Source organism: Litoribacter ruber (genome assembly GCF_018449405.1).
GTDB lineage: Bacteria > Bacteroidota > Bacteroidia > Cytophagales > Cyclobacteriaceae > Litoribacter > Litoribacter ruber.
The window spans coordinates 251,149-270,797 of sequence record NZ_JAHCMY010000002.1 but is presented as its reverse complement, the minus strand read 5'-3'; the positions used below and the strand labels follow the sequence as shown (position 1 = coordinate 270,797).

Sequence of the window (19,649 nt, the reverse complement as noted above, 5' to 3'; positions counted from 1 at the left end):
TTATTTAAATCGCACCACTTTGCCATGGGCTTTGCTAGTCATGGCATGAGGAATGGCCACTGTGATTTCTTCAAAGAGAAGCTCCACAAGCTTTTTCTTTAAAAATGAGCGGGTCAAAACTATGCTAACTTCCCGCACCGGCTGTTCGAGCCCAACAAAGGTTCTTAACCTGGATTTTTCTTCCTCATTGAGGTCATGCGTGGCCAGCTCAGGCAATAATGTCACCCCCTGGTATCTGTTTACCATATTTTTGAGGCCTTCAAGTGAACCGCTTTCATAGTGAAAATTCATCCTGTGAAATTTTGCCTGGTCGCAAAGGTTCAAAACCTGGTCCCTGAAACAATGGCCCTGCTGAAGCACCCACAGTTCATCATCCAAAAGCTCCTCAATTTCCACTTGCTTTTTTTCCAGTAATTTATGTCCAGGAGAAAGGAAGGCATAAAAGTTTTCATAAAACATGGGCTTCTCCAGAATCCCCTGTTCTGCTAAAGGAGTAACCACAATCCCTAAGTCCAACTCATCGTTTCGAAGTCTTTTTACCACTTCTTCGGTCACCATTTCTTCCACCTCCAGCTGCACATTGGGGTATTTTTCGATAAATTGTCTTACAAACAAAGGCAAAAGATAAGGGGCAAGCGTCGGAATAATCCCAAGCTTGATCACCCCACTAATATCACCCTTCAGAGCAGCTACCATTTCGTAGATCCCCTTGCTTTCCGACACTACCCTTTTGGCCTGCGCCAAGATTTGGGCACCGACTTCAGTAGGTATCACAGGCATCTTGGAGCGGTCAAAAATGATGATCTCCAATTCTTTTTCCAACTTGCTGATTTGTGCGCTCAAGGTAGGCTGGGTCACAAAACAGGCTTCTGCTGCATGTCCAAAATGACGGTGTTTATCTACGGCAAGGATGTACTCTAACTGCTGTATAGTCATGCTATAGGGTTTTTTACTTACAGGGCGTAAATATAAAAATGTTTTTTCCTTTTATTTAGATTTGATTTAAATAATGATTAATTTCGCCTCAAATTAAATCGCATCATGCTTAAAACACTCAAAAAAATTGTACTTGGGGCCGGTGTGGGGATGTTTTTACTCTCTTGCCAATCCAGTGACGAAAACATCGTAAATGTTTACACCCACCGTCATTACGAAGCCGACCAGCAGCTTTTCGATAAATTTTCTGAGCAAACAGGAATAAAAGTAAATGTAGTAAGCGCTAGCGCGGATGAATTGATCCAGAAACTTGAATTAGAAGGTGCCGGCTCCCCAGCCGATGTCTTGATCACAGTGGATGCAGGCAGGCTTTACCGCGCCGAAGACAAGGATTTATTGCAGGAAATCTCCTCGGATGTACTGGAGAGCAACATCCCTGAAAAATACAGAAGCCCTTCCGGAAAATGGTTTGGCTTGACTTACAGAGCAAGAATTCTGGCCTACAGCAAAGACAGGGTCAATCCAGAAGAGCTTTCAACCTATGAAGATTTAGCTGACCCAAAATGGAAAGGCAGAGTGTTGACCAGATCCTCTGAAAACATCTACAACCAGTCTTTATTGGCTTCAATTCTTTTGGCAAATGGTGAAGAAAATGCCAGCCAATGGGCCAAAAATGTTTTAGGCAACATGCCAAGATCTCCAAAAGGCAACGACCGTGATCAAGTGAAGGCAGTTGCGGCTGGGGAAGGTGATGTAGCCATTGTAAACACCTATTACATCGGCATCATGCTGAATGACTCCAATGCTGAAGAAAGAAAAGCGGCAGAGCAAGTTGGAATTTTCTTCCCTAACCAAGACGGAAGAGGCACGCATGTCAATATCTCTGGAGCGGGAGTGACAAAGCATGCTCCCCATAAAGAAAACGCTATAAAACTCATCGAATTCCTTTCTGAAGCGGAAGCACAAGGCATTTTGGCCAACATCAACTTTGAATATCCTGTGAATCCGGCGGTAGATCATTCAGAACTGCTCAAGTCATGGGGGGATTTCAAAGCCGACGAAATCAATTTGGCCCAGTTGGGAGCCAAAAACAAGGATGCGGTCATCATTTTTGACCGTGTGGGCTGGAAATAAGTATTAATCTGAAAGTATATAGTAGTCTTGGACATAGCAAAACAAAACTATTATTGGTGGAATAAATGGTCAGGAGCTGCAGTCATCATATTGATGGTGATTGCAGTTCCTGTATTTACGATCTTTTTTAAAATCTTTGAGCCTCCGGGAAACAGCTGGAGGCATTTGTCAGAAAACCTCCTGGCGGGGTATTTTCTCGACACCATCCTGCTTTTATTGGGGGTGGCATTTTTCACCTTTCTAATAGGTGTTACCTCTGCCTGGTTGGTATCCAATTATGATTTTCCGGGCAGAAGATATTTTGAATGGTTGTTGATTTTACCTTTGGGCTTTCCCGGGTATATCATGGCCTACACCTACACGGGCATGCTCGATTATGCGGGTCCGATTCAGTCTTTCCTCAGAAACAGTCTGGACATCCACATTACCGGAAGCCTTTTGGACATCATGAATTTGCCTGGGGCGGTTTTCATCCTGTCCATCACCCTATTTCCCTATGTATTTGTCATCAGCCGCTCCTCATTTCTTCAGCAATCCAAAACGCTCCAGGAAGCCTCGGCCCTATTGGGCAGCAGTCGCTGGAGGACTTTTCAAAAAGTGGCGCTTCCTCTGGCCAGACCGGCCATCGTAGGCGGGATCGCTTTGGCATCCATGGAAGTCTTAAACGACTATGGCACGGTGAAGTATTTTGGAGTCAACACCTTTACTACCGGAATCTTCAGGGCATGGTTTTCTATGGGAGATGCCACCACGGCCATTTATCTTTCCGCAATCCTGATGCTGTTTGTGTTCACCATCCTATATCTGGAAAGTCTTCAGCGTGGAAACAGACAGTTTGGAAACGCAAACTCCCTGACAAAACCTCTGGAAAGAGTGCAGATCAATTGGCAAAAGAAAGCGGTATTTACCACTTTCTGCACCATGCTGTTTTTGATAAGCTTTCTTATCCCCCTGATTCAGATCATCTATTGGGTCTTATTGACCTATGAAAAAGTTATCAACTATGATTTTTTCCTGCTGATTTTCCGCAGTTTTAGTCTGGCAGCAGGTACTGGCATTGCCGTGGTCATATTGGCCGTAGTGTTGCTTTACGCCCTTCGCTTGAGCCCATTCAAGTGGATGAAAAATGTGACTAAAATTGCAACACTTGGATACGCCATCCCGGGAGCGGTGATCGCTGTGGGCATAATGGTTCCCTTGCTGGGGTTTGATAAATGGGTAACCGGGATCATTTCTCCTGACAATGTGAGGTTGCTGCTTTCCGGAACCCTCTTCGGGCTGGTTTTCGCCTACATCGTGCGCTTCATGGCCGTGGGATATAATCCAATCGATTCCGGATTTCAAAAAATAGGCATCCATATCAATGAGGCCAGCCGTCTACTCGGCAAAGGCTCGACCAAAACACTTTGGAAAATCGATTTGCCGCTGATCAAGCCCAGCCTGTTTAGCGGGATATTGCTGGTCTTTGTGGATGTTTTAAAAGAATTACCCTTAACTTTGATCCTTCGCCCGTTCAACTATCACACCTTGGCCACCAAGGCCTTTGACATGGCCACCAATGAGATGATAGCCGAATCGGCCAATGCTGCCCTGATCATCATTTTAACCGGTATTATCCCGATTATATTTCTCAACCGGATGATCAGAAGAAAAGAAGCTTAGGATAAAAAATGACGATCTTAGAACTACAGTCTGTAGAAAAAAAATATAGCCAGGCCGAAAATTTTGCGGTCAAAGATGTATCCTTTAAGGTTACTTCTGGGGAGATCCTCGCCTTAGTAGGCGAAAGTGGTTCCGGAAAAACCACTTTGCTACGTTTAATAGCAGGTCTGGAGCATCCCGACAATGGCATCATATATCTTTCAGGCAACAAGATCGTCGAAGGCAGAAAGTCTGTACCTTCCAATCAGAGAAAGGTTGGAATGGTCTTTCAGGACTACGCCCTCTTTCCTCACCTCACCATACTAGAAAATGTAAAGTTTGGGCTTCCCAAAAACCTCCCAGACCCTGAAAAAGTGGCCAAGGACACCCTCAAACTGGTGGGGCTTTCCGAAAATTTCAGCAAGTACCCGCACCAGCTTTCTGGTGGACAGCAACAAAGAGTAGCCCTGGCAAGAGCCATCGCTCCCCAGCCCTCGATATTGTTAATGGATGAGCCTTTCAGTAATCTGGACGCCATGCTCAAAGATCAGGTAAGGGAAGAAATAAGGCAGATTATCAAGAAAACCGGTGTGACGGCCATTTTTGTAACGCACGACACCAGAGATGCGCTTTCCACCGCCGATAGAATTGCCATTCTCCACAAGGGGCGTCTCCAGCAGATCGACTCTCCCCGCAACCTTTACGAAAAACCGGTGAATGCTTATGTAGCTAATTTTTTTGGCAAGCGAAATGAAATCCTGGCTACCCCAACTGTGGATGGCTTTTATACCCCATTTGGCTTTATTGCCGACGAACGCTCCAAACAATATTCCGAAAAAGTCAGGCTGCTTTTCAGACCCGAGCACGCCACACTATATAACGAGGTGGGTCAAGTATTGAATGGGTCGATTTTTAAGGTTTCTTATTACGGTGATCATCAAATTGTTAAACTTGCAGATGAGGATGGCAAGCGTGTCAGCATCAAGACTTCCCCACATTTGGATCTGAGCAACTTGACCCAAGTAGGGTTCAGTTTAGATTATTTTGAGGTGGAGCCTGCCTTTTAAGACCACAAAAGTGGTGTCCTTACCTATTTTTTTGGCAAAATGACCGCTGGTGTAATTTAAGCATTTTCATATTTTCAATTCCTTGAGCCAAAAACATGATCTTTAGCATGTTTTAAGACTTCTTTATTGCGAAATCTGGAAAAACACTAAAGTTTTGTTGTTAAAATTATTGATTGTGCTTCTTTTGTATTATATTTAGAATACTGTAATAGGAAAATAATGCCCTTATGACTCGAACAGTATTGTTATCGGTCACCTATTATACCCCATTTTATCACCTTGTAAATTCGTAATTATGTTTGAAATAATTCCATCTATTTGGCTAATTAATGGCAAGTGCGTCCGCTTGAAGAGAGGGGATTTTGCCACACAGGAGGTGATTTCCAACAACCCTTTGGAAATTGCGCAGGCATTCGAAGATCATGGCATCGAAAGGTTGCACTTGGTGGACCTTGATGGAGCAAGAAGAGGGGAACCTAAGAATTATCATATACTTGAAACTATTGCAGGATATACCAATCTAAAGATTGACTTTACGGGGGGTATCTCCACAGATGGCGATGTGATCAAGGTGTTTGAACATGGAGCTCTTACCCTTACAGCTGCTTCGATTGCAGTTAAAAATCCTGATAAGTTTACCCAATGGATGGTCTCTTATGGGCGCGAAAAAATTAACCTTGCCGCCGATACCAATCCTGTAGATCACAAGATAAAAATCCGTGGATGGCTGAAAAAGACAGAAATCGATCTTTTCGACCATATCCAATATTTCTATGACAGAGGGCTCAAGTACCTCAAGTGTTCTGACATTACCAGAGATGGTGTAATGGAAGGCCCTAACTTTGAACTTTACACCGAGATCCAGACCAAATTCCCCGACTTGAGCCTGATTGCCAGTGGGGGCGTGAGAAATGTGGATGATTTCAGAAGACTTAGAGACATGGACCTTAAAGGGGTGGTCTTTGGAAGGGCGTTTTATGAAGAAAAAATTAGCTTGGCCGACATCGACAAGTTCATGTCCGAAAAGGTGGAGAAATAAAAAAAGGAGATTAAATCTCCTTTTTTTATGCTTTATTATTTTACCTCAATCATTTTCTTTAAACTTATCCACAATGTATAGAAAGAGGTTGAAGGATAAGGTGGATACATTATCTTTCCTTACATCCTTTTCTCCGCCTTGCTTATAGATATTGTTACTAGCCCTTGGAGTGCTTTGCTTTTCCTTTACGGGATTAACTCTTTCAGACACCCGTGGCGTATTATATTCCTGAATAGCTTCTGGGCTTTCCATACCGAAATGTTCTTCAACACGTGGCTCCGGCATATTCCTATCTCCTTCATGGCTTTGCGCCATGGAAGTTACCGCCAGAGCTGTGCAAAACACCGCACTCAATGTAAATACTTTTTGCCAAAAAACCGAAATATTATTCTGTACAACCATTTTTGTTCTGAATTCTATATATTTCCAACGCCAACCTAGCAATGAAAGTTTCCAAATATACAAAATATAAAATGTGATGCAAACGATTGACTTTATTGATTTCCAAAAGGTTGAGATCAGAATCGGGACTATAATTGAGGCTCTGGACTTTCCTGAGGCCAAAAAACCAGCCTATAAGCTAAAAATTGATCTTGGTCCATTAGGGATAAAAAAATCCTCTGCGCAGATCACGGACCTTTATGAAAAAGATGACCTTATCGGCCGACAAGTTATCTGCATCTGCAACTTCAAACCACGCCAAATTGCTAACTTTATGTCAGAGGTGCTAGTTACAGGTTTTAGTGATGAAGGCGGCGCAATAATACTTGCCTCCTCTGACCAACCAGTGCCCAACGGGTCCAAACTTCATTAACCAATGATCAAACCACTTCCCCAGCCCTTGCTCCTTTCCGTGGTGGAAGGTAAAGTCATCCTTCAAGGTGAAACCTTCGATATTGACCATATCGTCACGGATACCCGAAAAATCACGGCAAGCCATAATTCCCTTTTCATCGCCCTCGCAGGCCCCCATTATAATGCTGTACATTACCTAGCCGAGGCATATGAGAAAGGGATCAGGATGTTTTTGATTCAAGAGGAACCAACTGACACTTCGAGCTTAAAGGAAGCCACCTTAATTCTAGTCAAGTCAACCCTAAAAGCCCTCCAACAGATCGCTGCCTATCAGCGGAGACATTTCAAAGGACGGGTAATTTCCCTCACCGGCTCCAATGGAAAAACTATTGTTAAGGAATGGTTGAGCCAGATTTTGGGCGAAAAATATTTTCATTATAAAAGCCCAAAAAGCTTCAACAGCCAAGTGGGGGTCCCCCTATCTATTATGGGAATCAAGGAAGGGCATAAATTGGCTATCTTGGAAGCAGGAATTTCCAAGCCAGAGGAGATGGAAAATCTCGAGACTATCATCAAGCCCAACTTGGTAATTTTCACTAACCTGGGTTCCGCCCATGCGGAAGGATTTGAGAGCAAATCCCAAAAGTTGAAAGAAAAAGCCAAGCTTGCCAAAAATGCGGATTTTATTATATATCGAAAAGAACATGCAGAGGTAGCCCACTTTCTGGAGGGCAATTTTGCGGATGCCAACTTGATCTGTTGGTCGGATAGTGTGGGAGTAGATTATTGCCTTACGGTAAAGCAGCAGGATGAGCAATCCAAGATTGTTTTGTTACAACCCAACCTCCAGATGTTTACTTTCACAGTCCTTTTCAGCGATCAGGCAAGCCTTGAAAATATCCGCCATGTGATAGCAGCAGCTTTGTCGCTCGGCATGACTCCTCCGGAAATACAGAAGGGACTGCAAAACCTCCGGCCGCTGGATATGCGCATGTCAATCAAGCAAGGGATAAATGATTGCACACTCATAGACGACACCTACAGCAACGACCTAGAAGGCCTAAAAGTCTCCTTGGAATTTATGCAGCTGCAGCGGCCAAAAAGACGTAGAGTTTTAATTCTCTCCGACTTTCTCCAAACCAATCAAGCAGATACCTACGCCGCAGCCGCCGATCTCATACAACAACATAGAGTGGATAAAGTCTATGCGATTGGGGAGCGGATTACCCATTTGCGGGATTATGAGGATTTGAACTGCATTTTTTTCAAAGACACAGGGGATTTTTTGGAAAACCTTTCTCTAGAAGATTTCCGACAAGATCTCATACTGATAACCGGAGCTAGGAAATTCCAGCTGGAAAGGATTGTCCACCAATTGGAACAGAAAGTTCATGGCACGTCCTTGGAAATCAACCTGAATGCGTTAGCCCACAATTTTCATTATTACAAAAGGCAACTTCATCCCCACACCAAGGTCATGGTGATGGTGAAGGCGTTTGCCTATGGGGGCGGTTCGGCCGAAATTGCCAATATGCTCGAGCAGGTAAAGGCTGACTATCTGGCCGTGGCTTATACGGATGAGGGCATTTACCTCCGAAACCATGGCATCACCCTTCCCATCATGGTACTCAACCCTTCTCCGGAATCCTTTCCCCTTCTTTTCACCCATCAGCTCGAACCTGTGGTCTACAGCTTTTCAATGCTTCAGCAGTTGGGGGCTTTTATGGAGGATAAGGAAAGTGCTATAAACATTCACTTGGATTGTGATACAGGCATGCACCGTTTGGGTTTCATGGAAAATGAGGTGGAACAATTGAATGGGTTTTTGATGCAGCACCCAAACTTGAGCGTTGCCAGCATCTACACCCATTTGGTGGGAGCCGATGACGATCATTTCAAAACATTTTCCCAAAATCAGCTGGATACCTTTTCCAGAATGGCTGAGCAAATTTGCTCAACACTGCCCGACCGTCCCTTATTGCATGCCCTTAATTCTGCTGGAATCATTAATTTCCCACAAAGCCAGTTTGATATGGTTAGATTGGGAATAGGCCTATACGGAGTGGAAGTCACAGGTAAGCATGAACCCCAACTGCTAGCCATCAGTACGCTGAGAACGACGGTTTCCCAAATTAAAACCTTGCCAGAAGGAAGTACGGTGGGTTATAGCCGCAAAGGTCAAATGCCAAATGGCGGAAAAATTGCAACCTTGGCCATTGGGTATGCAGATGGCTATGATCGAAGGTTTAGCAACGGAAAAGGGCATGTCCTAATCAATGGTCAAAAAGCCCCTGTGATAGGTAATGTGTGTATGGATATGACCATGGTAGACATCACCGGCCTGGAGGTCAAAGAAGGCGACCAAGCGGTAATATACGGCGAAGGCATCTCTCTCAAGGAACTGGCTAGTTCCATTGGCACCATTCCCTATGAATTGCTAACCAATATTAGCAGCAGAGTGCGGAGGGTATATTATTCGGAGTAAAAAAGATAGATCTATGGATTAGACCTATCACTTGTATCTTTTTTGGTGGGGGCAAAATTTCCAAGCCCTCTCCTTAAAAGATTTCTGGCCTCGTTGGCCGCTTTATTTTTGGCTTCCTCCACTTGGCGGTCGGCTTCGCGACGAACGCTGTCCCGCGCCATATCGGCTTTCTGCTTCAATTCGTTTTTCAGACTGTCCTCCTTGGCCCTGTATTGCTCTACCACATCAGCTTGCACCTGCTGAATCTGATCCTCCACACGCCCCCTTTCTGCGTCCACTCGTGAGCGAACGGCTTGGGTAAGGAGATTCTCAATACTATTCCCCCCAGCCAAGTTAAATCTAGGGTTTTGGTAAGAACCACCGAGATTTATGGCCACCGGAATTATAGTTGACTCAGCACCGGCACCGGCACCTGAAATGGTTGAAAGCAAATTGTTCACCTGCCCACCAAAACGTCCTGCAGGAACCTTCATGTTCAAAAGGTAATTAATAGTCCCGTCAAAACCTGTGCTTCCCTCTATGCTGGTTTCATAATCCCACAACCTCACAGTAAAAGGACTCACCAACAGTCGACCGTCCTCAATCTTTGTACTCAACACTACATCACGGAAATTAATGGATTGGGTATCTCTCAATTGCGTCAAAGATGTAATCCCCTGAATCAGTCTGCTATCCTCCACAGCGGCTTGAATAATTTTAATCAAACCGCTGCCATCCAAGCTGGACAGTACCGGCATCATATTAGGCCCAAGGTCGCCACTCAGGGCAAAATTGGTATTGAAATTTCCTTTTACATTTTGGGCTATGGGAGCAAAGGCCTGCACCGTGTTGAGGGAGGCAAAGGCTTCCTGAATGCTAACAGCATCAACCTTGAAATTCATGTCAAAAGATGGGGCTTTGATATCCCGTGAATCGTAGGTACCATTAAAAGTCACTTGGCCACCTAGTGTCTGCGTGGCCACGTCCTGAAGAGAAAGCACCCCGTCCCTAAGGGCCATCCTCCCACGGGCATTTTGCAGGACCAAATTATCATACAATACCTCATCAACTGCCACCGTCATGGCAAAATCTATATTTCTCGGCAATTCGATTACCGACAAAGAAGCAGTATCCTGCGTTTCATCGTCTCCAGTCATCCATTCATTGACATCAAATTTTGGCGACTTGATATCCAATTGCCCCTTCAGCACCTGATCCTGACTCATGGCATAAGCGATATAATTGCTCAAGCTACCAGAGGCAGTCACGGGGCTCTGACCTAGCCTTGCGTCAAAGTTTCGTAGGTTGATACTGTTAGGGGAAAAATCTGCTTGGGCATTTTTGATCCGCACACCTTGTGGAAGGTCCAGATCAGTATAATATAGATTCATGATTTCCACATCTCCACGTGTATCCACACGGTCATATCGCCCGGCTTCTACATCGACATACCTTCCTTTGGTATCAATATCCGCGCGGATCTTACCTTCCATGATTACATTTTCCATTGGGAAAATAGCCATCATTTTACCCAAATCCACGGTCCCATGCAGGCTACCATCCCAATTGAGTTGCTTAAGATGGGACACTTTCATGTTGCCACTAATAGACTCGCCCTCTAGATCAAAACCAAACTGGCTAATATCGACCTGCAAGTCATCCATGTTCCCGGTATTGTTAACAATACTGGTGTGCACCTGGAGGTTTTCGATAGGTGCAGGATATTCAGCGTTTCTCACAAAGCCATTTCTTAAGTTCATCGTCGCATTGATGGCGGGGATTCTATTAGTGGCACTGTCGTATCTCCCCTTGGCAGTGGCATCCACGGATAAGGTTCCGCGAAGCTCTGTCCCTTCGATTGGGAAGATACTGGTCAGCTCCTCCAGGTTAAGAGAGCCTTTTAGCTGCCCATCCATATCATAAGTCCTCAAGTTATCCACAGCCAAACGGCCTGAAACGGGATTCTGGCCAAAATTCATCCTAAATACAGGAATCTGGACTTGTGTGTTATCCACATCGGAGGTGCTATTCCTTACCAGCATTTCCATATTCACATCGCTGACAGGCCGTGGAAGATCTGGGTATTGAAACATCCCATCCTCGACTTTTAGCGACATTTCAAAGGATGGCATATTCTGCTCATCATAAACACCTCGCACAAATCCCGCAAAATCCATGGTGCCTGAGGTCTGCAAACCTTGGAAATTCTCATTATAAATACCGGGAACAAGTGAAAGTATGCTTCTAAAGGAATTATCCTTTCCCCCAAATGCCAAATCCATTTCAATGGCATCGGTAGGCATGGCCAGCCAGCCGGTCATATCAAAATTAAAATCATTGAGCCGGAAATCACCATCTGAGAAGGCAAACCTCATCTGGTTCATATCCACATTGATCTTCGTATCACCTTTGAACCTCTTATGCTGGAGGTAATTTACCCCCTCATAATCCACTCTTACGATATCTGCACGGGCATCAGCATACAGGTCATAAACATCAAGGGTGAAATCCCCTTCGCCGTCCATGTCAACATTGGCCAAAGCCATAAAAAAGTCCATTTCCCGATCGTCATACACGAAGTTCAGGTCTTTTACCTCAATTAGGTTGATGCCCATCCGGAACTCCGACGGCTCGGCGGTAGCTTCATCACCGGTATCCACGGCGATATCATAATTAGCCCTGCCATCTTCCAGCACCTTAATGTACATGGAACCTCCCAGAAGGTGTATGCCACTTAACTCAGGATAATCATCGAAAAGTACCGAACGCAGATTGACATCCACCTGCAGGGAATTGAGGTGCATCAAGGTGTCGTTTTCGAAGGGTTCATTGCCCCGAATGCCAAACTCCCTAATTGTCGCGCTTACATTGGGAAAGCGACGGAGCAAGCTAAGGCTTACCTTGTCGTAGTCATAGTAAACCTGGGCATTTACAGAGGCCGCAATTTCCTGGTCTATGCGTGCAAGGATTTTATCTTTAAAGAAAAAGGGAATGGCAATCAAAACCAGAATGATGAATAAAAAAATACTTCCTGTAATTATGAGTGCTTTTTTCATGAGAACACGTGTAGTTTAAGGGATTATCGCCAAAAAGAGGCCAACATCTATAACGTAAAAAGCCTTCCAAATGATTTGGAAGGCTTTAATGTTTTCAATGCTGCGAGCTTATACAGACATTAATTTGAAGTGATAATCTGATGAACTGTTTTTTACATGAGTAATTTCTTTTCTCAGGTGATAAAACGCCTCCAACAAGAACGCATTCTGAAGTTTTCCGGCATCAATAGCCTTGAAACCGATGAGTTCGATAAGCTTTTTCACCCTTGTTTTTTCATTTTCACAGTCGCCGCAGAAGTAAGTTTCCTTCAACAGCTCCAATGGATCTGATTTTGGGTAATCCAATCCGAGGTTGTTAAAAGCTTTATATATCTTCTGATGGCCGGCAGTCTGCTGAATGTAGGTAGTGTTGCATCCAAGATCCGGGCAATACTGTCCGTTGGTGCAATCGATAATGATTTTTTCTGAATTGTTGGAGTTGTTGAGGCAGGAAACTATTTTGGGTAAGTACTCATTTTCGCAGCATAACATTACTACATCGGCACTTTCTATAGCTTGGCAATATCCAAAGAGCTTGTCTTTCTGCATTTCAAGAATCTTCCATTCTATCTGCTTTGGCTCAAACTCGTCCCGCACACCGAAAATAACATCCACACCTCGGGACATATATTTGTTCCCTAATGTTACGGCTAATTTCGTTCCTCCTATTATTGCTAATTTCATTCTAATCTAGTTTAGTAAATTTAACTAAGCTCTATTGGTTAACGCTGTCTTTTGAGTATTGTGTTATTAGGTGAATAAAAACCTCAAAGATTTTTTTTGCTACTGCCTCGTAGCCTTTTCGTTAATCTTCTGAAATGTAGCGAAATACACCAATAATACCAAATTAATTACCGATAAAATGGTTAAAATATAGCACAATACAATTAATCATTCAAGAAATCCTTAATTTTGCCTGTGAAATACCTTAGGATTTTTTGAAGATTTTGATCTCTTCCAACATTTCTTCGTGAATATTGCCATTGCTGGCTATGATATTTCTTCCAAACACATGATTGGAACCTCCGTCAAAATCAGTCACTTTACCCCCAGCTTCTGACACAATGATCGCTCCTCCGGCCACATCATACGAGTTGAGGTTATACTCAAAATAGCCCTCCACACGTCCACACGCTACATAGCACAAATCCATAGCGGCACTACCCAATCTACGCACCCCGTGGGTCTTCTTCATCATGTTGGCCAATAAAGCCAAATACCTTTCCATCAATCCAAAATCGTAATAGGGAAAGCCCGTAGCCACCAGGCTGTCTCCCAAAGTAGGCGCCTTAGAAACCTTTATAGGTTTACCGTTGCAGAAAGCGCCCCCGCCCTTTTGGGCATAAAAGCACTCATCCCGATTTATTTCATATACCACACCTATCTGCAGCTCATTCTTGTGGATAAGCGCTATACTTACAGCGTACACAGGGATGCCATGGACAAAATTGGTAGTGCCATCCAGAGGATCTATGATCCAACTGTAGGCCTCCCCATTGCTTTCTGCAGTTCCCTCCTCGGTAATGAAACCAGCTTCAGGCAAAATTTGGCTCAAGTTATCCACAATGATCTTTTCGGCCTGCTTATCCACATAGGATACCAAATCATTGAAACCCTTGTGTTCTACTTTATCCACATTAAAACTTTCGCTTTCCTGCCGGATAAACTCACCGGCCTTTTTAGCTGTTTCTTTTGTTCTTTCTAAAATGACATTGAAGTCTAACATTATGCTTTGGGGTTTTTTCCAGCCACAGTAAGTACAATTTCTCCCTTGATGGGATGCTGGGTGTAATACGCTATTACTTCATCCAATGAGCCAGCAATGTTTTCCTCAAACATTTTGGTAAGCTCCCGGGAAACACAGGCCTGCCTATCACCACCAAACGCTTCCTTGAACTGCTCCAGTGTCTTCATGAGCCTGTGAGGTGACTCATAGAAGATCATCGTGCGCTGTTCCTCGATAAGCGCCTCAATGCGGGTCTTTCTACCCTTCTTATGGGGAAGGAAGCCTTCAAACACAAAACGGTCGTTAGGCAGTCCAGAATTGACCAAAGCGGGAACGAATGCTGTAGCTCCGGGCAGGCAGTTAACCACAAGGCCAGCTTCCCTAGCGGCCCTTACCAGCAAAAACCCCGGGTCGGAGATAGCAGGCGTGCCCGCATCACTGACCAAGGCCAATTGCTGGCCCTGTCTCATCCTATCAATCAGCTTTTCTACAGTCTTGTGTTCATTGAAAATGTGATAGCTTTGAAAAGGTCTTTGTATTTCAAAATGCTTTAATAACTTCCCCGTAGTGCGGGTATCCTCTGCCAGGATAAGATCCACAGATTTCAGCACATCCAATGCGCGTAAGGTGATATCCTGGAGATTGCCAATGGGGGTAGGGACCAAATAGAGGTCAGGCCTGGTAGCTTCACTCATACTTAAAGCTTATCGATGGCCTCAGCCAATTTGCGGTCCTTGTCAGTTACAGTATTGCCGGCATCATGAGTAGTCAGCTCTATATCCACTTTGTTATATACATTGCTCCAATTGGGATGGTGCTGATGCTGCTCGGCCAAAAATGCCACTCGGGTCATAAAAGCAAACGCTTCCTGAAAATCCTTGAATTCAAAACTCTTTCTTAATCTGTTGTTTTCTTCAGCCCACATAGGTTTACATTTTTTTAGGTTAAAGTGAAATAACTCCCTCAATGGATGAGGCTCTCTCATACACTTCCAGCACAGCATCGCTGCTAGGCATCATGGCCTTGATCGTGGCGCTCACATAGGTCCCCTTGGTGGATTCCTTTACCGTCATGTCACAATTGGGTAGCAAGGCCGCTATCTCATCCTGTCTGCCGTTAGGAAGGATAAATTTAAACATATAAATGGAAGGAAAGTTGGTTTGAGCCTCCAGCTTTTCCTTAAAACTCTCCTTATCAAATTTCTTCTGCATGTTTTCTTTAATTAATAAATGTACTAATCTGCATTTATCCCAGCTACCACGTGCTAACTTTACTTATCACTTTTATGAATGTTTCTCCGCGAAGGAGCTCTGTGCAACTCCTCTGTGCCCCTTTTTTCCGCGAAGCCGTCCCCTCATAACGCCCTGGCTTCCAAATAAAATCCCACCAACAAAAAAATCCCACCCTCAGCAAGAGGATGGGACTTAGTATATGTAGGATTCTCTTAGAAGAATCTGTATCTGTAATCTTTCACTTCAGCCAACTCCTCCATGGCCATCATGAGCATGTAGGCCGTTCTTTGAGAAGAATTCGTAGTCAATTGACTCTGGTACCTGGAGTAATCAGAAAGTTCACCCGCTGGGGTCACATTGTTTACTTTTACCAAAATCACACCTACATCTTCTTTAATAGGTTGGGAAACCTTTCCACTTTCAATACCAAATACTTTACCGATTGCTCTAGGAGCAAATCCAACACCTGGAATTACAGTAGAACCTAGTCTCAAATCAGGCGTATTACCCAAAGAAGCATCCCCGTCAAAAACGGCCTTCATGTCTTCAAGAGAGTTCTTCCCTTGCAATTTGTCAGCAATGATCTTAGCTTTCTTTTCGTTCTTCACCAAAGTGGTAACCTCTTCTCTCACTTGCTCCAAGGAAGCAGTTCCTTCTTCGGTTTTATCAGTCAATACTGCTACTACGTAAGCATTGTCCAATTCAAACACATCAGAGACTTTGTTCACTGAGGCGTCATTGAATGCCCATCTGATCACTTCTCTTGCATTAGAAATGTTGTTCAAGTTTCTAGATCCTTGATCAAGACCATTAGCCTGCAATACTCTATAGTTTTCCTGCTGAGCATTGTCTCTGAATTCTTTTTGGTTTGAGCTGCTAGCTGCGAAATAATCGGCATTTCTGTAAGCCTCGTTTCTTGTCATATCGCTGGCGATAAGTTCAAGTTCCACGGTAGCTATTTTATGAGCCTGAGTTTTAGGCATCTCAGTTACCTTGATGATATGGAAACCATACTCTGTTTCTACCAATCTTGGGATCACCCCGGTAGACTTGGCTGCATAAGTCACGTTAGAGAATTCCTCGATAAAATCATCCTTACCGAACCATCCTAGGTCACCACCTCTTTGGGAAGTGCCGTCCTGACCGTGCTGCATGGCCAAAGTGGCGAAATCCTCATCTCCACGGGCCTGCTGCAATACTGCCTCGGCTTGGTTTCTTACTTCAGCTTTTTGGTTTTCATCCATTCCCTCGGTTGCAAATAGGATGTGGCTTGCTCTCATTCTTGGAGTACCATCAAACTTGTCTGAAACTTTATAAGTTACGAAAGTGGATCTTTGTGTAAGGAATGGACCATATACAGCACCTTTCTCCAAGTTTTCCACATTTGTTGTCAAAGTGTTTGGAAGGGTCTCACCTGCTTGGTAAGTTCTGAAGGCATTGTTGGTCTCTGAGTTTCTGATGGCAAAAACTGAATCAGACTCCGTAGCTCTCAACTCTTCTGTCAATCTCTCGATCTCTCTTCTCACCTGGGCTGAATCCTCAGCACTTGGTGTAAGCGGGAAGGCCACATACTCGATGTCTCTGGAATTTCTTACCTGAAATTTATCCTTGTTCTTCTTGATGTAATCTTTCAGTTCACTGTCAGTAACCTGAACATCGTTATCAGATACGGCGTAGTAAGGGATGAACAAATGGTCCACATCTGCTACAGTGTTTTCCATTTTGTGCTCCAATTTACCTTCAGCCTTAGAAGCGTAAACAGCGGTAGATAGAAGGTTGTCATACTTGATTCTCAATCTGGCATCGGCAAACAATCTTTCCTGCTGGGCCCAGAAGGCTCTCTGCTGTGGGTCTGCATCGTCAAGAGACTGAAGGAAGGCGATCAATTGCTCCCTGTCAAACTCGCCCGTCTCCGGATTGGTCAATTGCTGACGCAACTCGGCTACGATATTTCTACCTTGTACCATGTCCACCAACTCTGCGTCAGAAACCATCATACCCAGTTCTTCATACTGCTCAGCAAACATACGCTCTACAATAAGCGCCTGCCATGCCTGCTCACGAAGGCTGTACATTTCATTCTCAGAAGGGGTTCTTCCAGTGTTTTGCTGAAAGGAGAACTTTGCTTCCTCTATCTTCTGCACATATTCCTCATAGGAAATTTTCTCACCCGCTATTTCACCTACGGTGTTTGAGCCTCTGCCCAAAAGCGTTGAATTCGGGCTCAATATATCTCCTCCTACAAGGAAAAATATTAAACCTACCGCAATAACACCTATTGCAAGACTCGTTCTCTGTCTGATTTTTTTAATTAATGCCATTCTTCTAGTTTTTGAAGTGTCGCAAAATAATTACATCTGGCCGTAAATTCAAAATTATATGCCTTCAATAATTATAAATTGAGTTAAGATACGGGGAGTATTTTCAATTTTACCGTATCAATCCGGTGCTCCTGCTTGGATACAACCGTAAAATGATAAGGTCCAAACGTAGCTGAAGCTCCTTTTTTGGGTATATCTTCCGTAATTGACAAAATAAAACCCGATAAAGTTTCAAAATCGCCAGAGGGAAGATTCCAGGAATATTTTTCGTTCAAATAATCTATTTCATGCCTCGCGCTGAGCAAATATTCATTGTCGCCAATCTGCTGCTCTATCAAATCGTCATTGTCATACTCATCTTCGATCTCCCCAAAAATCTCTTCGATGATATCCTCCATACTCACAATTCCACTTGTGCCCCCAAATTCATCCACCACCAAGGCCAAACTTTTCCGCTCAGAAATAAACTGCACCAAAAGGTCATTTGCAAGCGCTGACTCAGGCACGATGATAATGGGAGTCAGAATATCAGAAATGCTTTTGGGCTTTTTAAAGAGCTCAAGCAAATGGCAGTATCCGATCACATCATCAATGCTGTCCCTATAAACAATGACTTTGGAATGCCCGCTTTCAACAAAAGTCTTTCTCATGTCCTCTATATCATCCTCAATATCCACAGCCACCACATCGGTACGCGGCACCATGCATTCTCTTACCTTAATGGTCTTGAACTCCACGGCATTATCGAAAATCTTGGTGTCAAGATCCATCTTTTTATCGTCTCCCACCACTTCCAGGTTATTTTGGATAAAAGAATTTAGATCGGTGATCTTAAAAACCGGTTTATCCTCACTGTATTCCAGCTTTAAGACATAAACGATAAAAATCCTAGAAAGCCAGACTACCACCCACACAACGGGATACATCAAAGTATAGATTACCAAAAAAGGGGCTGCAAAAAACGCCAACAAGCTGTTGGGGTTCAACATAAAAATACTTTTAGGTATAAACTCGGCAGTTATCAACACTACCAGAGTGGCAATTACTGTCTGCAATATCAATAGAGAGGCTTGGTTTTCGAACGCTGACGGCAACCAACCCAATAAGGCAGGTTCCAATAGGTTGGCCATAAAAATACCATACAGCACCAGTGAGACGGTGTTTCCCAAAAGAGTAGTTCCCAAAAACTGTCCGGGTTTTTTATTAAACCTGGATAGGACCCTTCCGGTAAAATCCCCCTGCTTCCCCTGAAGTTCTATATGAAGTTTGTTTGCTGAAACAAAGGCTATCTCCATGCCAGAAAAAAAGGCTGAAAACAACAGCGTGACCAACACATAGCCCAAATACGAATAGTCCATTTAGCGTTTCTTTTTCCTTTGAAGCCTTTCCTCAGGCTTATGGTCAGGGTTATTCTCCTCTTGCTTGTTGCGCCTAAGCTTAAACCAAAACAGCAACGCCACAGCAAACATAAACATCGGGTAGGAGACCCCGACACCCTGCGTAATCGAAAGATGAACCCCGATAATAATCATTGCCGCCGAAAGGGCCAGCAGTAAAACTTCTTTTATTCCCATTACTCTTCCCCAGGGATTGGCAAAATCCCCGTTACTTTTTTGAATTGATATTCATTGAAACCTTCATCGGCCTCTAGACCGGTACCGTTGATAATACGGCCCTCTTCCTGAACGGTGACAAATTTTTCAGTATAAATGATCTTCTTATCCGGGTCCCAGAAAAGCTCTTCAGAGTTCAACTTCTGGTTTTTCTGAAGGTTGTTGACCCTCACATCCCCTTCGCCCCTATATAGATTAGATTGCCTATCATAAAAGCCTTTATCGGCTTGAATAGTACTGGACATCTCTCCATCCTTTTCAAAGAAATGGATTTCAATACCTTCAGGAAATTCATAATCCCCATTGGCAAACTCCATCTGCTTGTCACCCATCAGCTTGGTCCGCACGATGGCTGAATCGCTGTGATAAAGGACGATGTTATAACTCACGCTAGTAGGTCCTGTGTAATCCTCCAACTGGCTGGGATCCACATCTTCCCTACAAGAAAACAGACTTATACTTACCAGCATAAGCACGAAGAAAATTCTCATGATGCAAATTTAGAAAATAAATCAGGAAACTAAGCTTTGTGCCTCAACCACAAAAAAAAGAGCGGCATTCCTACCGCTCTTTAAATTTATGATTT

18 protein-coding genes are annotated in these 19,649 nt (G+C 43.9%); 6 read left to right on the top strand and 12 right to left on the bottom strand.

Annotation, left to right across the window (positions count from 1 at the left end; translation table 11 throughout):
* A complete protein-coding gene (locus KI659_RS05915; protein ID WP_213944440.1) occupies positions 1 to 936 on the bottom strand; it encodes a LysR substrate-binding domain-containing protein in 936 nt (311 codons plus the stop codon).
* A 150-nt stretch (positions 937 to 1,086) separates the two neighbouring features.
* Between KI659_RS05915 and KI659_RS05910 the strand changes: the two genes are divergently transcribed.
* From KI659_RS05910 to KI659_RS05895, 4 genes are all read left to right on the top strand, one after another.
* The gene (locus tag KI659_RS05910) at positions 1,087 to 2,070 is read left to right on the top strand and encodes a Fe(3+) ABC transporter substrate-binding protein (protein WP_394369811.1); all 984 of its coding nucleotides are present in this window, start codon (positions 1,087 to 1,089) and stop codon (positions 2,068 to 2,070) included.
* Between the two features lie 27 nt (positions 2,071 to 2,097).
* Positions 2,098 to 3,732, top strand: coding sequence for an ABC transporter permease (locus tag KI659_RS05905; protein WP_213944438.1), 1,635 nt, complete (start codon positions 2,098 to 2,100; stop codon positions 3,730 to 3,732).
* Between the two features lie 8 nt (positions 3,733 to 3,740).
* Positions 3,741 to 4,778: an ABC transporter ATP-binding protein gene (locus tag KI659_RS05900; RefSeq protein WP_213944437.1), complete on the top strand. Its 1,038-nt coding sequence runs from the start codon at positions 3,741 to 3,743 to the stop codon at positions 4,776 to 4,778.
* 295 nt (positions 4,779 to 5,073) lie between these two features.
* Positions 5,074 to 5,817: a 1-(5-phosphoribosyl)-5-[(5-phosphoribosylamino)methylideneamino]imidazole-4-carboxamide isomerase gene (locus KI659_RS05895; protein ID WP_213944436.1), complete on the top strand. Its 744-nt coding sequence runs from the start codon at positions 5,074 to 5,076 to the stop codon at positions 5,815 to 5,817.
* Between the two features lie 45 nt (positions 5,818 to 5,862).
* On the opposite strand, the gene KI659_RS05890 is transcribed toward KI659_RS05895, so the two are convergent.
* Entirely contained in the window at positions 5,863 to 6,219 is a 357-nt protein-coding gene (locus KI659_RS05890) for a hypothetical protein (protein WP_213944435.1), read from the bottom strand.
* 76 nt (positions 6,220 to 6,295) lie between these two features.
* Here KI659_RS05890 and KI659_RS05885 point away from each other — a divergent pair, with 76 nt between their 5' ends.
* Positions 6,296 to 6,631 carry a tRNA-binding protein gene (locus KI659_RS05885; RefSeq protein ID WP_213944434.1) on the top strand — a complete coding sequence of 112 codons (336 nt, stop codon included), beginning with the start codon at positions 6,296 to 6,298 and terminating at the stop codon, positions 6,629 to 6,631.
* Between the two features lie 3 nt (positions 6,632 to 6,634).
* Positions 6,635 to 9,097 (top strand): bifunctional UDP-N-acetylmuramoyl-tripeptide:D-alanyl-D-alanine ligase/alanine racemase, encoded by a 2,463-nt coding sequence (locus KI659_RS05880; protein ID WP_213944433.1) that lies wholly within the window; start codon positions 6,635 to 6,637, stop codon positions 9,095 to 9,097.
* An 11-nt stretch (positions 9,098 to 9,108) separates the two neighbouring features.
* Here KI659_RS05880 and KI659_RS05875 read toward each other — a convergent pair whose 3' ends face one another.
* The 10 genes from KI659_RS05875 to lptC all read right to left on the bottom strand — a co-directional run bounded on the left by KI659_RS05875 (position 9,109) and on the right by lptC (position 19,554).
* Positions 9,109 to 12,132 (bottom strand): AsmA-like C-terminal region-containing protein, encoded by a 3,024-nt coding sequence (locus KI659_RS05875; protein WP_213944432.1) that lies wholly within the window; start codon positions 12,130 to 12,132, stop codon positions 9,109 to 9,111.
* A gap of 108 nt (positions 12,133 to 12,240) precedes the next feature.
* On the bottom strand, positions 12,241 to 12,855 hold the full coding sequence (locus KI659_RS05870) for an NADPH-dependent F420 reductase (protein ID WP_213944431.1): 615 nt from the start codon (positions 12,853 to 12,855) through the stop codon (positions 12,241 to 12,243).
* 244 nt (positions 12,856 to 13,099) lie between these two features.
* Positions 13,100 to 13,897, bottom strand: coding sequence for an inositol monophosphatase family protein (locus KI659_RS05865; protein ID WP_213944430.1), 798 nt, complete (start codon positions 13,895 to 13,897; stop codon positions 13,100 to 13,102).
* Positions 13,897 to 14,592 carry a 16S rRNA (cytidine(1402)-2'-O)-methyltransferase gene (gene rsmI, locus KI659_RS05860; RefSeq protein ID WP_213944429.1) on the bottom strand — a complete coding sequence of 232 codons (696 nt, stop codon included), beginning with the start codon at positions 14,590 to 14,592 and terminating at the stop codon, positions 13,897 to 13,899. Before rsmI ends, KI659_RS05865 begins: the two co-directional genes overlap by 1 nt.
* 2 nt (positions 14,593 to 14,594) lie before the next feature.
* A complete protein-coding gene (locus KI659_RS05855) occupies positions 14,595 to 14,822 on the bottom strand; it encodes a 4a-hydroxytetrahydrobiopterin dehydratase (RefSeq protein ID WP_213944428.1) in 228 nt (75 codons plus the stop codon).
* Between the two features lie 19 nt (positions 14,823 to 14,841).
* Positions 14,842 to 15,108 carry a DUF493 family protein gene (locus KI659_RS05850; RefSeq protein ID WP_213944427.1) on the bottom strand — a complete coding sequence of 89 codons (267 nt, stop codon included), beginning with the start codon at positions 15,106 to 15,108 and terminating at the stop codon, positions 14,842 to 14,844.
* A 233-nt stretch (positions 15,109 to 15,341) separates the two neighbouring features.
* Complete coding sequence (locus tag KI659_RS05845) at positions 15,342 to 17,450, bottom strand: peptidylprolyl isomerase (RefSeq protein ID WP_213944426.1); 2,109 nt, start codon at positions 17,448 to 17,450, stop codon at positions 15,342 to 15,344.
* Between the two features lie 83 nt (positions 17,451 to 17,533).
* Complete coding sequence (locus tag KI659_RS05840; RefSeq protein WP_213944425.1) at positions 17,534 to 18,808, bottom strand: hemolysin family protein; 1,275 nt, start codon at positions 18,806 to 18,808, stop codon at positions 17,534 to 17,536.
* Positions 18,809 to 19,024: a hypothetical protein gene (locus KI659_RS05835; protein ID WP_213944424.1), complete on the bottom strand. Its 216-nt coding sequence runs from the start codon at positions 19,022 to 19,024 to the stop codon at positions 18,809 to 18,811.
* Positions 19,024 to 19,554: an LPS export ABC transporter periplasmic protein LptC gene (lptC, locus tag KI659_RS05830; protein WP_213944423.1), complete on the bottom strand. Its 531-nt coding sequence runs from the start codon at positions 19,552 to 19,554 to the stop codon at positions 19,024 to 19,026. Before lptC ends, KI659_RS05835 begins: the two co-directional genes overlap by 1 nt.
* Between the last annotated feature and the right edge of the window lie 95 nt (positions 19,555 to 19,649).

Coding starts and splice junctions, on each gene's coding strand:
- KI659_RS05915 (WP_213944440.1), bottom strand. CDS start 936: ATGACTATACAGCAGTTAGAGTACATCCTTGCCGTAGATAAACACCGT.
- KI659_RS05910 (WP_394369811.1), top strand. CDS start 1,087: ATGTTTTTACTCTCTTGCCAATCCAGTGACGAAAACATCGTAAATGTT.
- KI659_RS05900 (WP_213944437.1), top strand. CDS start 3,741: ATGACGATCTTAGAACTACAGTCTGTAGAAAAAAAATATAGCCAGGCC.
- KI659_RS05895 (WP_213944436.1), top strand. CDS start 5,074: ATGTTTGAAATAATTCCATCTATTTGGCTAATTAATGGCAAGTGCGTC.
- KI659_RS05890 (WP_213944435.1), bottom strand. CDS start 6,219: ATGGTTGTACAGAATAATATTTCGGTTTTTTGGCAAAAAGTATTTACA.
- KI659_RS05885 (WP_213944434.1), top strand. CDS start 6,296: ATGCAAACGATTGACTTTATTGATTTCCAAAAGGTTGAGATCAGAATC.
- KI659_RS05880 (WP_213944433.1), top strand. CDS start 6,635: ATGATCAAACCACTTCCCCAGCCCTTGCTCCTTTCCGTGGTGGAAGGT.
- KI659_RS05875 (WP_213944432.1), bottom strand. CDS start 12,132: ATGAAAAAAGCACTCATAATTACAGGAAGTATTTTTTTATTCATCATT.
- KI659_RS05870 (WP_213944431.1), bottom strand. CDS start 12,855: ATGAAATTAGCAATAATAGGAGGAACGAAATTAGCCGTAACATTAGGG.
- KI659_RS05865 (WP_213944430.1), bottom strand. CDS start 13,897: ATGTTAGACTTCAATGTCATTTTAGAAAGAACAAAAGAAACAGCTAAA.
- rsmI (WP_213944429.1), bottom strand. CDS start 14,592: ATGAGTGAAGCTACCAGGCCTGACCTCTATTTGGTCCCTACCCCCATT.
- KI659_RS05855 (WP_213944428.1), bottom strand. CDS start 14,822: ATGTGGGCTGAAGAAAACAACAGATTAAGAAAGAGTTTTGAATTCAAG.
- KI659_RS05850 (WP_213944427.1), bottom strand. CDS start 15,108: ATGCAGAAGAAATTTGATAAGGAGAGTTTTAAGGAAAAGCTGGAGGCT.
- KI659_RS05845 (WP_213944426.1), bottom strand. CDS start 17,450: ATGGCATTAATTAAAAAAATCAGACAGAGAACGAGTCTTGCAATAGGT.
- KI659_RS05840 (WP_213944425.1), bottom strand. CDS start 18,808: ATGGACTATTCGTATTTGGGCTATGTGTTGGTCACGCTGTTGTTTTCA.
- KI659_RS05835 (WP_213944424.1), bottom strand. CDS start 19,024: ATGGGAATAAAAGAAGTTTTACTGCTGGCCCTTTCGGCGGCAATGATT.
- lptC (WP_213944423.1), bottom strand. CDS start 19,554: ATGAGAATTTTCTTCGTGCTTATGCTGGTAAGTATAAGTCTGTTTTCT.